This is a genomic window from Thalassospira sp. GB04J01, from assembly GCF_000751115.1.
Lineage (GTDB): Bacteria > Pseudomonadota > Alphaproteobacteria > Rhodospirillales > Thalassospiraceae > Thalassospira > Thalassospira lucentensis.
Genome location: NZ_CCDX020000008.1, coordinates 14,892 through 27,613, shown reverse-complemented (window position 1 = coordinate 27,613; position 12,722 = coordinate 14,892). Strand labels below are relative to the sequence as shown.

Below are 12,722 nucleotides of genomic sequence, written 5' to 3'. Positions count from 1 at the left end.
GTAGATAGGTCAATCATCGTTATTCTCTTTGTTCATCGCCCTGACAAATAGTTGGCGATGCGCGCCAGACGTGAGGTCTGTGGCGTATCGCGCTGGGCTTCACGACGGTCGGCCATGTGATAAAGATGATACATGCCATGTACGCCCAACCACCGCAGGGGTTCTGGTTCCCATGTGCGTTTAGGCCGGTTTACCCAAGGCAGTTTGGTCAGTTCTGTGTCGCGCTCCAGCACCAGATCGGCAAGCGTCTGGCCGGCTAAGTTCGACGTGGACACCCCCAGACCGACATACCCGCCCGCGGCACCGATGCCAGAGGTCGGGTCATAATCGACACGCGCACACCAATCACGTGGCACGCCCAAAACCCCGCACCACGCATGGTCCAGCTTTATATCTGCCACCTGCGGTAACAAGCGATGTATGATCGCCTGTAACATCGCGATGGTTTTTTGCTGGGTTTGTCCGCGATCATCAATCGCGTTGCCAAACCGATAAGGCACGCCTCTGCCACCCATTGCAATCCGATTGCCTGCAGTACGCTGCGCATAGCAATAGCCGTGCACGGCATCTCCCAGCAATTCGCCTCCATGCCAGCCGATCTGGTCCCAGATCAGATCGGGCAAAGGTTCCGTTACGACTATGGAGCTGTTCATTGCGAGCATATCGCGGCCCTGTCCCGGCAGGCTGGCGGTATAGCCTTCTGTCGCACGAATAATTTTTTCGGCGCGGATGGTGCCGTGATCCGTCGTGACCTGCCCTTTGGACATCCCCGTCACTGTTGTCTGTTCATAAATGGAAACGCCCGCCCGTTCCACGATCTGCGCCAACCCGCGCACCAGCTTGGCCGGTTGAACCCGCGCCACGCCATGCAAAACAAGCGCCCCAACGGCATTTTGAACTCGGATCCGATCCGTCATGTCACTGGCACCGATCAGTTGCATACGCTCCTGTGGTACCTCCCAATCCATCGCGGTCTCGTAGTCGTCGCGCAACCGGGCCATCTGTGCCGGAGTGCAGGCCGCGATAAGCTCGTCTGTGCGGTGAATATCAGCGTCGATGCCTTCGGATTCTGTGACTCGAATGATCTCATCCACGGTGCCGCGTAAGGCCCGCTCAAGCGATATCACGCCTTCGCGCGAGCCCGACTTGGCATACCGATCCCGGTTCCAGTAAAACGCACCGGTCAGCCAACCGCCATTCCTGCCTGACGCACCGAAGCCCGCGAAATCGCGCTCGACGATAGCGATTGACAGATCGGGGGCTGCTTTTTTCAAGTACCACGCCGTCCACAGACCAGTGTACCCGGCCCCGATGATGCAAACATCTACAGCGCGGTCGCCCGGCAAGGCAGGACGATAGGGCGGCAGTCCACCCATATCCGTGTGCCAGAAAGAAATATCGCCGTTACGGGTCATGTCATCTTTGTCTTCATCAGTTGCCGCCGTCTTGGCAATGCCGACAAGCTCATGTGCTTTACCGGAATGGGGCCCGCTTGGTCACGCTCCATCATTTCAAAGACGGTGTGGCTAAGGTCTGAACCCTAAGCTTCACAGAGACATGCATAATTCACAAGGCACAAAAAAAAAGGCTGCCCCTATGATGGGGGCAGCCTTTTTTTCGGTGGCGCTAAATCCGGAAACCGGACTTACGCAGCCTGATCAGCAAGAGCACGGGCCATCTGGCTCAGAGCTTCCTGATGCTTTTCATGCTTGATGCTGGCAAAGTTACGGGCCAGTTCAAGGCACATGCGCTGACGTGCATTAAGCTCGGAAGCCTGGTTACCGTCGAGGCCTTCGTAGAAGTAGCTGACAGGAACACCCAGGACCTGGGAGATTTCGTAAAGACGACCAGCAGAGATACGGTTGATACCGCGCTCATACTTATGTGCCTGCTGGTAGGTAACGCCGATAAGGTCAGCCATCTGCTGCTGGGAGAAGCCCAGCATGATGCGACGTTCGCGAATACGCTGACCAACATAACGGTCAGTGTCAGTTGCGCGGTTTGCGCGTTTTGGTTCTTCTTTTGAGATAATCTCAGTCATGATATAATCCGTTATCAACCGCCAGTTATTTAACCCCACTTTGGACGCTGTTGGGCTTATTTGTTTTTGCCCAATTAACAACTTGTCGCAGGATCATTTTTGACCTGCGATGTGTTGAAATGTATCTGAACATTGGTCAGGTAATCGTTACAGCAATCCGCCAGAAGCTAGCTATATAGGTCAATTGAGCTGTCTTTGTCTAGTGCAGAAGGCGAAAAAAAGTCGTGGGTTTCTATGCTGTAAGGTGTGGAATGCTGTGCATAGCTGGCATGCATTTCCTGAATGACCGGCGGTTGTAAAAGGTTTTCCTGAGGTAAGAGCTGCCCTAAAAGCTGGGTCCAGAATGCTGCGCTGCCCACAAGATCATGGGGTTGCAGCCATGCGCCACCGTTCTGCGCAATTTCCCGTACAGGCGAAATACGCGCAGTTGAAACTGTTCCGATCCCGGCAGGACCATCCGTTCCGCTGCTCGCAGAATCCGTCCTGCGGGCCGGGAGCATGGAAATCGGTGTAATGGCTGTCATGTTTTCTGATGTTGTTTGACTAAATTTGACTGTTTGTGCGCAGACTCCGTGCTTTTGGTATGTTTGGGTGATGCACCCGGCAAAAATTGCCGCCTGACAGCACTGTCGGGCGGTTCGAAAGAGTTAATAAAAAGTTTATGCAGGATTGATGCCGTGCCGAGTAAACCCGCGCGAGTCGGGGCACACCGGACACTCGCCGGATATGGCGCGAAGATCAGATGGCCGTGATGACCCGCTAGGCGGTGCGGGGACGGCATTGTTTTCCCGGCAACCCTGATAATTGGGATGTGACATATCGGTTAGAGCTGTTTGGAAAGACAAAAAAGGCGGAGCCGCCTATCGCGATGCTCCGCCTTTTGGAATTTGGGGTCGTAACCTGTAAAGGTCTTACTTGTCGGTCTTGCCGCTTGCCAGCGTATTGAGCTGGGCCTGCATGGCTTCAAGCTGGCTTTTAAGATCATCAAGTGATGCGTCTGCTTTGCCGCTTGCTGCGGCTGACGGGGATGCCGCGCCAGTGCCGCCCGTACCACCGGAATGTCCGTTTTCACCGTCTTTGGCAAATGGCGAGAACATTTTCATCGTCTGTTCGAACAAGGCCATGTTTTGCTTGTTCATTTCGTCTAACTGGCCAAACGGGAAAATGCCATGCATCGTGCCTTGCATATATTCGCGCATCTGTTCCTGATTATGGGCAAAGGCCTGCATCGATTGTTCAAGATAGGTCGGAACCAACCCTTGAAGGCTGTCGCCATAAAATCCGATCAATTGACGCAGGAAACTGATCGGCAGAAGGTTCTGCCCCTTGTTTTCTTCTTCGACAATGATCTGGGTCAGGACCGGGCGCGTGATGTCATCGCCCGTTTTGGCATCGTAAACGACAAAGTCGGTGTTTTCCTTGACCATCTGCGACAGATGATCAAGCGTGACATAGGAACTCGTCGCCGTGTTATAGAGGCGGCGGTTCGCATATTTCTTGATGACGATGCGGTCTTGATCGTCTGATTTCTTGTTGGTCATGGCGAGGATTCCTGCTTCCCTGTTTCCCGGACATCTGCCTGGCATTTTCATTAGGGGCATGTTTCTGCCCCGGTTTGCGCATGCACACATCGCGATGTTGCGCAGCATTTTCAATTTTGCATTTGCTCAGGCAACTATGACAGTGACGTGATTTTTTCAATGTGTCCAGTCTTCAACGTGGAGTGCGCTGCGAAAAACAACCCCGAATACAGTTTGTTGCGGCACAGCAAGGGATTTCATTTTCCCGTGCGTCGCATCCTTCTATAGTAGAGCAGATCTGCCACACAGCATCAGGAGGCGGCAAGGGTGTCAAACAAGACAACCAGTACCGACGCCAGTACCAAGGTCAGTACCACAGCAAGTGCTAGCACCAGCAAACAGACAGGCACCGCGACCCGCAAAGAACGGTCGGGCACAAACACGGACCCGGCACCGGATCAAAAGCTTGCCGGATCACCAGATCAAAAGCTTGACGGGGATGATCATCTTGATCAACTGGCACAGCGTTTTCTTGATCTATGGCGTCAACAGGTCGCAACAACTGTCGATGGCACGCAGGCCGCCAGTGCGATTGGGCGTCTTTATGCCTCCCTTGGGGCTGATACCTCGCGCATGGGCGAAGGATTTGAGGCATGGGGCAATCTGATCGGTCAGATGGCAATGGGCCAGCAACTCGGGGGGGCAATGCCCGGCATGTCCGCAAACCCGATCGCGGGACTGCCGGTGGACAATCCGTTGCAGGCAATGATGGACCAGATGGCCAAAGCCGCGCGCGATCTTCCTGTGCCGCCGTTTGCCGGTGGTTCATTTCCCGGTGTCCCGTTTCCGGGAATGCCATTTCCGCCCAACATGACCGGCATGTCCGGTTCCGGATCGCCGGGCACGACAGGGCCGAAAACGCCAGAAGAAGACACGACAGACAATACGACCAAGACGTCGTCAGGCACCGACAGCCAGGATGATGTGACATCAGACGCCATACCAACCGCAAAAGCAGGCCGCACAACACCGGCAAAGGGGCAGGGAAAAAATGATCAACCCGCAACGGCAAAAGAAACTGCCACCCAAACGGGAAAATCAAAGACGGGCAGGGCCAAGGCCGCTTCCGATGCACATGGCAGTCGAGATGACGAGCTGGCTCAGCTCGCGCGCCGCATTACCGATCTTTCAGAAACAATTGCTGCCCTGGAAGGCCGACCTTCGGGAACAGGCAAAGACCCTTCTGAGCGAGATTGAAGCCTATCACCCTGATGATGTGGCACAGGCGCTCGACCGTGTCGCCTTTGACCGCCATGCGGCCTTTCATGACGGGGTGCGCGCCTATCAACGTCATGACTATCGGCGTAATGCCGATGATGTGCCGGTGATCTGGGAAGACGGCTCAACGCAGATATTTGATTACGGCGTCACTGCCCCGAAAAACAGCAAGAATCCCAACGGGATTGTCTTGCTCGTGCCGTCCTTGGTTAATCGCGGCTATATCCTTGATCTGAATGAAAAACGCAGCTTCGCGCGCTTCTTGGCCAAATCGGGCTATCGACCGCTTCTGGTCGAATGGGGATATCCCGGCGAGGATGAGGTGAATTTCGGGCTTGATGATTATATCGCCGGACGTCTGGTCATGGCCCTGCAAGACGTTGCTGACATGAATGGTGGCCCGGTGCCGATGATTGGCTACTGCATGGGCGGTGTTTTGGCCTTGGCGGCAACCTTGCTCGATCCGGCACAGGTCAAAAAACTCGCCCTTCTGGCCACCCCGTGGGATTTCATGGCCGCCGGTCCAGCGCAATCGCGTATTGCCGCAGCCTTCGCACCCTCATTGCCCCATATGCTGGCCATTCACGACATCTTGCCGGTTGATGTGCTGCAAAGCCTGTTTGCCAGCCTTGATCCGTTCATGATTGGCGAAAAGTTCCGCCGGTTCGAACAAATGCCCGCCAAATCGGCCAAGGCACGTGATTTCGTTGGGTTGGAAGACTGGCTTAATGATGGCGTGCCGCTGACGCGCCGGGTGGCGGTTGATTGTCTGATCGGCTGGTATGTCGAAAACAAACCGGCCAGCGGGCAGTGGCAGATTGACGGCATTGATATCAATCCGGCCGACATCTGCTGTCCAACGCTTGCCGTCATCCCCGAAAGTGACCGGATTGTTCCGCCCGAAAGTGCCAAGGCACTGTTTGATGCATTGCCCGCAGACATCCGCTCCGAACTGCACCCCTCCGCCGGGCACATCGGCATGATGGTCGGATCACGGGCGGAAAAATCAACATGGCAGCCGCTGGTCGAATGGCTGGCGCAATAAACCTGATGCGGCTCAGGCGGTATCGGTTGCCAGCTGATCGGGTTTGCGGTCCCAGCGCAGGGTCAATCGTGCCAGAAGGGCAATAATGATCAGGGTCAATATCACCCGCCCGACCAGAATGACCCAGATATCGGCCCCAAGGGCCAACATGATTGCTGTATCCTCAATCAGTGAATGCGACAGCGACAACCAGCTTAACGACAGGAAAAGAGTACGCGGCGGATAGTTGTTTCGGCGTGCTTCATCAATGATCAGCGCCCCGCCAAAGGTCAGGCCCAGCAACACCCCAATCGTTGTCACCGGCGCAACATCGCGCGACAGGCCCGATACCCGCAGGATGGGCAACATCGCAAGGGTGAATTTATCGGTCAGGCCAGTGACCTTCATGGCATCCAAAATCACCAGAAGCCCGGTAATTACCGCAAAACTGACGACAAGTGATTTAAGCGTCTGGATAAGCCATTCACCCCAACCGGCAAGCCCGGTTGCCGCACTGGCAACGTCGCCCCCGGCCATCCATGAAAAATCAACTGGTTGGGACAACCATCCGGTCGCATTGCTGATCCATGTTACCAGCGCGCCATAGCCAATCGCCGCCCCGATACGAAGTGCGGTGGTCGCAATCAAGCTGGCACCGGCGCGTTTGACAATCGCCTGTTCGACCGGCAACCCATGGGCAAACAGCATCATCGCACACAGCGCACTGAGCTGTGCGGCCGTCATATCAAGGGTTCCGGCCAATCCGATAAAGGCGCCGACAGCGCCATACATGCTAACCAGTGCACAGGTCGCCCAGATCAAACCGGCCTCGGGTGGCAAGCCAATCAAGGACATTACCGGGGTCAGCAGTTCAGATGCCACATCAATCGCGCCAAATTCCTGCGCAATACGGACAATCACCATCACCGGCAACATCACCTTCATCAGGGTGACAAACAGCTTTTGGCTGCGGTTGATAAGATCAAAAATATAACGTTGCAGGGTACGTGTCATGCGTGGGGCTTTCGCAGGTGGGGCTATCGACTGTGTGTGGGGCTGTGTATATCGGTTTTTTCGTAGGCGGGCGAGGGCGGTTTAACTGCGCAGATGATGCCATACGGGCATGCCCCCGTGGCAGCGATTTTGCGCAAATTCACACAATATCTAAGCGTTTTACAAGTATATAGCGCTTTTGAATTGCGTAAACGTGGTAGCGTCCCAAAATGAAAGGCTTCAACTTAAAGGGGATTGCAGTGGCCACAGGCGCGGGGTAAGGACCGCGATGTTGACATTAATTATATTGATCTGATGGAGCAGAAATCTGGTGCGACCGGTGATGCCCGGCATGTGTGACATCACGCAGCTTCAACCAGCCAGTCAACAAAGATACGGGCTTTTTCCGATGCGCGGGGATGGACCTGCAAGTAAAATTCCATTGGGGATGGCATGTTTTGCGTAACAAGCCGGACAAGCCGTCCGTCTTCCAAAAAAGGACCGATAAGCCCGTCCCACCCTAGCATCGCACCGACATCTTCCTGGGCGGCTTGCAGGGCGATCATGTAATTGTTGAGATGAAAGCTGCGTCCTTTTGGTGCGGGGTATCCCAATTGCGCAAACCAGTCTGACCAGCTTGTCCAGCCCGACTCATCATTGTGAACATGAATAAGCGGCGCGTTCAAAAGGTCTTCGATGGTCTGTATATTGTGTTCGGCCTGCAAGGTCGGGGTTCCAACCGCAATGATGTTGTCCTGAAACAGTTTGTGATAACCGTCGCTGCCGTCGTCTGGGTTGCTGTAATGGATGCTTAAATCGCAACGTCCCGTCATGCCCGGGACGTCACTGACGATCTGTGAAACGGTGATGTTGGGGTAAAACCGCCAGAATGCCGAAATCTTTGGCGTTAACCACAATGAGCTGACCGCTGTTGTGGTGCGGATGGTGACGTCAACGGTTTCGGGTTGATCGCGCAACTGCGTGACTGTGTCTGATATCGTTTCAAACCCGCGTTGCAGGGCGAACAGTAAATATGCCCCCTTTTCCGTCAACTCAACGCCGCGATTGCGTCGGGTGAACAGACTGATGCCAAGATCCGTTTCAAGGGCCTTGATCTGATGGCTGATGGCCGCAGGCGTGACATTCATTTCCTGTGCGGCTGTTTTGAAGCTCAGGTTGCGTGCCGCAGCTTCAAAACAGATCAAGGCATTGATTGATGAAAGATCATAGGGCCGTTGCACGTGTGGCTCCCAAAATCGGGCACATGACATCACGTCGTGCCGAAATGCATCTCAGGTTAGTTCAGCTAAACCAGCATGAAAATTAATACTATTGAAAAAACACCCATGAAGTCCACACTTTTGGTTGATTTGAACCCTTAGCAGACGGATGTTTGCCATGCTGGCTTTCCCGCATTCGATTCAAGATATCTTGGCGCGTCATGTCCCCGGATATTCCATGGAACAACCTTTTTACACGTCCCGTTCGGTCTTTGATCTCGACCTGGAACATATCCACTACAAGGAGTGGCTGTTCGCCATTCCAAGCTGCGAGGTTCCCCGGGCGGGCGATTATGTGACCTATGAGGTCGGCGCCTATGCGGTTGTGATCGTGCGCGGCAATGATGGCGTCATCCGCGCTTTCCACAATTCCTGTCGTCACCGTGGATCCATTCTGTGCAAGGCCAAAAAGGGACGGAACCCCAAACTGGTCTGTCCGTATCATCAATGGACATATGATCTTGACGGAACGTTGCTATGGGCGCGCGAAATGGGGCCGGATTTTGATGCTGGCAAGTTCGGGTTGATGCCGGTCCACTGTCGGACGATCCATGGGCTGGTCTATATTTGTCTGGCAGACCAGGCACCGGACCTGACGGAATTTGAAACCATGGCCAGACAATACTTGGCACCCCATGATCTGGAAAACTCAAAGGTCGCGTTCGAAAGCACCATTGTTGAAAATGGGAACTGGAAGCTCGTCTGGGAAAACAATCGCGAATGCTATCACTGCGGGGGTAACCATCCGTCTTTGTGCCGCTCTTTCCCCGAGGATGCGCGTAAAATCGGCAATAGCGGCGACGGCGAACTGGCATCCGAGCTTGATAACCACGTCACTCGGTGCGAGGCCGTCGGTGTGCCGTCGGCCTTTAAGGAAGCAGATGGCGGCGAATGGCGTTTTGTCCGCGTGCCGCTGGTCGGGGCGGCTGAAAGCTATACGCTTGATACCAAGGCCGCGGTGGCCCGTCCGAATTCGTCCATTCCGTTCAAGGATGCCGGGTCACTTCTGAAATACCTGTATCCGACGACATGGAATCATTTTTTGGCCGATCATGCGATTGTCTTCCGGGTCACCCCGATCAGCCCGACACAAACCGAGGTCTGCACCAAATGGCTGGTCCATAAGGATGCCGAGGAAGGGCGTGATTACGATCTGAAACGCTTGACCGAGGTGTGGCTGGCAACAAATGCCGAGGATCAGGAAGTTGTCGAGAATAACCAGCGTGGAATCCTGACACCGGCGTATCAGGTCGGTCCTTACTCCGTTGCACAGGAAGGCGGGGTTATTCAGTTCGTTGACTGGTACCTCAAAACTTTGACAGACAAGCTCGGCGCTGCCGAACAGATCGCAGCGGAGTAATCTGATGTCGGTAATGGACAAACCAAAACTTGCATTCTGGTCTGATTCCGAAGAACTCGAATGTGTTTCCTTCCTGCCAGAAGCCCCCAACGTGATGACGTTCTGTTTCCAGTCGGTTTCTGGCGCGTTGTTCAGCTATGATCCGGGGCAGTTCATTACACTGGAACTTCCGGTGCCCGGGGGGCCGCTTTATCGGACATACACGATTTCCTCCTCGCCCTCCCGGCCGACATCACTGACTGTGACGGTCAAGGCACAGGCCGGATCGGTTGGCACACGCTGGATGCTTGATAACCTGCGTTCGGGGATGCGCCTGCGCGCCAAGGGCCCGGCCGGGAACTTCTCGTTGGTGCATCATTCGGCGCCAAAATACCTGTTTATTTCTGCGGGGTCTGGCATTACGCCCATGATGTCGATGACCACAAATCTGTATGATTCCGGGCGTGATCCTGACATTGTGTTTGTCAATTGCGGGCGGCGACCTTCCGATATCATCTTCCGCGAAGCGCTTGAACATATGGCGTCGCGAATTAATGGCATCGACTTGAAATGGGTTGTCGAGGAAACCGATCCTTTCAAGCCGTGGACCGGCTATCTCGGGACCTTCAATCAGCTGATGCTGGGCTTGATGGCGCAGGATTATCTGGAACGTGAAGTGTTCTGCTGTGGGCCGGAACCCTTTATGCAGGCCGTGCGCGAAGTGTTGATCGGTCTTGGGTTCGATATGGATCGCTATCATCAGGAAAGCTTCCAGGCACCGGAAATCAACGCAGAAGAAACCCCCGATGATGTGATTCCAGACGAGAAAACCGATGCGGTGATCGAGTTTCTGGCATCAGGTATCACCGCAAACTGCACGCAAACCGATACGGTTCTTGCCGCGGCGCGCAGTGCCGGGCTGGTCATCCCATCTGGCTGTTCGATGGGAATTTGCGGCACATGCAAAGTGCGCAAGACAGAGGGACAGGTGCATATGGTCCATAATGGTGGGATCACGGACGAAGACATCGAAGACGGCTACATCCTTGCCTGCTGCTCCAACCCGATCGGCCAAATCAAGATCGATGCCTGACGGAGTCCTGCACAGCCAGTGATGGGGCAGCATGGTGTAGTAGGGCTTTGCCTGCGGGCATTCGCGCCGAATTTGCGCAATTCTCCACAATGTGACAGCGTTGTTTAATTATTTTGTGCTTTGGAGTTGCGTTTAAATGGCCGAACTGGATCAGATCGATACCAAAATCCTGCGTTTGTTACAGGAAAACGCCGATATTCCCAATGCCGATCTGGCCGGAAAAATCGGCCTGTCGCCATCGGCCTGTTTGCGGCGCGTCGCCAAGCTGCGCGAAACCGGCGTGATTTTGAAAACCGTTGCGGTGGTCGATCCGGCCTTGGTCGGGCGGCCGCTCACGGCGGTGATCAATCTTGAGTTCCACCGCCACGGCAATCAATACCGCCGCGATTTCATCCGCAAAACCCGCGAACTCGCCGCTGTCCGGCAATGCTATCTGGTGACAGGCGAGGTCACCGGCGTTCTAATCCTGCACATGCAAGACATGGCCGAATACACAGCCCTGTGTGACACGCTATTTGATGCTGACGAAAACGTCGTCTGGTATCGCACCTACATCGTGACAGAGATACTAAAGAGCACGCGAGGCTCGTTCTTTGAGCGCCGATTTATGTTTTGGTCGCTACGCCTATCAGCATATGAGCAAATTTATTTGGACTAGCAAATGGATTTAGAATCATAGACGTAAATCGCGTGAAATTGCCGTACGGGATACCATACTTATGATGCAGATGCCGTCCGATACCCTCTCTGGTATAAATCGGTTCTACATGTTTACAGTCAAAGCCATTAATTTTGAATTCTTCGCTTAGTTCATCAGGTTCTAGGCGCCACTGATAAAATTCGTTTTCACCGCTTTTTTCTGGTTTACCTTGTTTAGCATCGATTTCCATAAGTCGTTTATTGTAAAATGGTACGCTAATAATCAAAGTTCCACCGGGTTTCAATACGCGGTGTGCTTCTTTGAAGCATCCTTGGAGTCCATTCTCAAAGTGTTCGAAAGTCCCCCAGGAAATATAAAGGTCAAAGAAGTTATCATCAAAAGAGGTATGCCGGATATCTTCTCTCACAAAATTCATTGTAGGGAACTCAGCCCTCAAGGATTCAACTGTAGGCGTACTCAGATCTAGTCCATAAGGTTCATATCCCAAGTCACGAAGTAAAAGGCACCATTCCCCAAGGCCGCATCCTCCATCGAGTACGTGGATGTTCTTTCCTGCCGGCGGAGCGAATTTACGAACAATCTTGTACTCAGGTCGGACTTTAATTCTCCATTGAGACCGGCGTTTGTTTCCTATCTTCTCCCAGTTCTCAGTCCAGTGATTGTCTAATTGTTGTTCTTCGCTTAAGGCTAAGTCAGCTCTTTTTGCATAGTCGGCACGCATTGTGATACTCGATCAGTTTAAGGTGTTGGACTCACTTTTAGTGTGAACTGTGACATAGAGCAAAAGGAATGTCAGCGTGTGATTGTGGATCTTTGTTGCATGGGAAAATAGACATTATACTTAAGAAATGAACCTCTACTTTCGCCGGGTCTACAATAAATTTTCAATAGAATCAAATGCCAGAAAAATTAACATACTGCTCACTAGTGCGCTAATCGCGTCAACTTTAATCGAGTTTGTACGGGCCTTTTCGTATTGAGTTTTTTTGAGCTTTGTCTCGAATGGAGGATGAGAGATCTATATATGGACAAAACATAACACAACATGATTTTATTTCTTTGGTTTCGATCATCTGACAGCTTCGCAAAGAACATCAATATTAGTTCATAATTTCTCTAACGCCGAGTTCGGTTATAAAATGCTGAATTCAGTTACTTGGTGTGTTTAGGGGAAGGAAACATTGACCGAATGGTGACTGGAGATATGATTTTTATAAATTAATCATAAGTGTCTAGCCCATGTCCATGTTTAACCAAGTTTTGTAGTATCAAACAGTTAGCTATTTCTAAGCTGGCTAACAATTCAAGCTATCATTAAACTTATTGATATAATTAGAGTTTGATCATAAACACACCGGAGGTATGAAGTGAAACCTTGATGATGACAAAAGTAAGTTTTTGTATGAGCTATAAAGATTGTAAAGTAACCGAAAGTCGCAGGGAAACGGCATTTTTTAATGTTAGCCTCGTTTGAGGCAGTTAAGGTTGCCAAA

12 protein-coding genes are annotated in these 12,722 nt (G+C 52.8%); 5 read left to right on the top strand and 7 right to left on the bottom strand.

The genetic code is table 11. The features are described from left to right. Window positions 1–32 precede the first annotated feature (32 nt). From AMM48_RS05305 to phaR, 4 genes are all read right to left on the bottom strand, one after another. Window positions 33–1,415 (bottom strand): FAD-binding oxidoreductase, encoded by a 1,383-nt coding sequence (locus tag AMM48_RS05305; RefSeq protein WP_102783217.1) that lies wholly within the window; start codon window positions 1,413–1,415, stop codon window positions 33–35. Window positions 1,416–1,645: 230 nt separating this feature from the next. Next, complete coding sequence (locus AMM48_RS05300; RefSeq protein WP_022731161.1) at window positions 1,646–2,041, bottom strand: helix-turn-helix transcriptional regulator; 396 nt, start codon at window positions 2,039–2,041, stop codon at window positions 1,646–1,648. Between the two features lie 167 nt (window positions 2,042–2,208). After that, on the bottom strand, window positions 2,209–2,565 hold the full coding sequence (locus AMM48_RS22070) for a hypothetical protein (protein WP_022731162.1): 357 nt from the start codon (window positions 2,563–2,565) through the stop codon (window positions 2,209–2,211). Window positions 2,566–2,952: 387 nt separating this feature from the next. Then, window positions 2,953–3,582 (bottom strand): polyhydroxyalkanoate synthesis repressor PhaR, encoded by a 630-nt coding sequence (phaR, locus tag AMM48_RS05295; RefSeq protein ID WP_022731163.1) that lies wholly within the window; start codon window positions 3,580–3,582, stop codon window positions 2,953–2,955. 306 nt (window positions 3,583–3,888) lie between these two features. On the opposite strand from phaR, the gene AMM48_RS05290 reads away from it, so the two are divergent. Beyond that, window positions 3,889–4,818, top strand: a complete 930-nt coding sequence (locus AMM48_RS05290; RefSeq protein WP_102783216.1) for a hypothetical protein — start codon at window positions 3,889–3,891, stop codon at window positions 4,816–4,818. Then, window positions 4,709–5,884: an alpha/beta fold hydrolase gene (locus AMM48_RS05285; RefSeq protein WP_244271124.1), complete on the top strand. Its 1,176-nt coding sequence runs from the start codon at window positions 4,709–4,711 to the stop codon at window positions 5,882–5,884. Before AMM48_RS05290 ends, AMM48_RS05285 begins: the two co-directional genes overlap by 110 nt. Window positions 5,885–5,896: 12 nt before the next feature. Here AMM48_RS05285 and AMM48_RS05280 read toward each other — a convergent pair whose 3' ends face one another. Together AMM48_RS05280 and AMM48_RS05275 are read right to left on the bottom strand one after the other, a co-directional pair. Next, window positions 5,897–6,877: a nucleoside recognition domain-containing protein gene (locus AMM48_RS05280; protein WP_181951550.1), complete on the bottom strand. Its 981-nt coding sequence runs from the start codon at window positions 6,875–6,877 to the stop codon at window positions 5,897–5,899. Between the two features lie 341 nt (window positions 6,878–7,218). Continuing rightward, complete coding sequence (locus AMM48_RS05275) at window positions 7,219–8,097, bottom strand: LysR substrate-binding domain-containing protein (RefSeq protein ID WP_102783215.1); 879 nt, start codon at window positions 8,095–8,097, stop codon at window positions 7,219–7,221. Between the two features lie 217 nt (window positions 8,098–8,314). Between AMM48_RS05275 and AMM48_RS05270 the strand changes: the two genes are divergently transcribed. The 3 genes from AMM48_RS05270 (at window position 8,315) to AMM48_RS05260 (ending at window position 11,226) form a co-directional block, all read left to right on the top strand. After that, window positions 8,315–9,496 carry an aromatic ring-hydroxylating dioxygenase subunit alpha gene (locus tag AMM48_RS05270; protein WP_244271123.1) on the top strand — a complete coding sequence of 394 codons (1,182 nt, stop codon included), beginning with the start codon at window positions 8,315–8,317 and terminating at the stop codon, window positions 9,494–9,496. 4 nt (window positions 9,497–9,500) lie between these two features. Then, complete coding sequence (locus AMM48_RS05265; protein ID WP_102783213.1) at window positions 9,501–10,568, top strand: hybrid-cluster NAD(P)-dependent oxidoreductase; 1,068 nt, start codon at window positions 9,501–9,503, stop codon at window positions 10,566–10,568. Between the two features lie 136 nt (window positions 10,569–10,704). Continuing rightward, on the top strand, window positions 10,705–11,226 hold the full coding sequence (locus tag AMM48_RS05260; RefSeq protein WP_102783212.1) for an Lrp/AsnC family transcriptional regulator: 522 nt from the start codon (window positions 10,705–10,707) through the stop codon (window positions 11,224–11,226). On the opposite strand, the gene AMM48_RS05255 is transcribed toward AMM48_RS05260, so the two are convergent. After that, complete coding sequence (locus tag AMM48_RS05255) at window positions 11,174–11,950, bottom strand: class I SAM-dependent methyltransferase (RefSeq protein WP_102783211.1); 777 nt, start codon at window positions 11,948–11,950, stop codon at window positions 11,174–11,176. The genes AMM48_RS05260 and AMM48_RS05255 overlap by 53 nt on opposite strands. Between the last annotated feature and the right edge of the window lie 772 nt (window positions 11,951–12,722).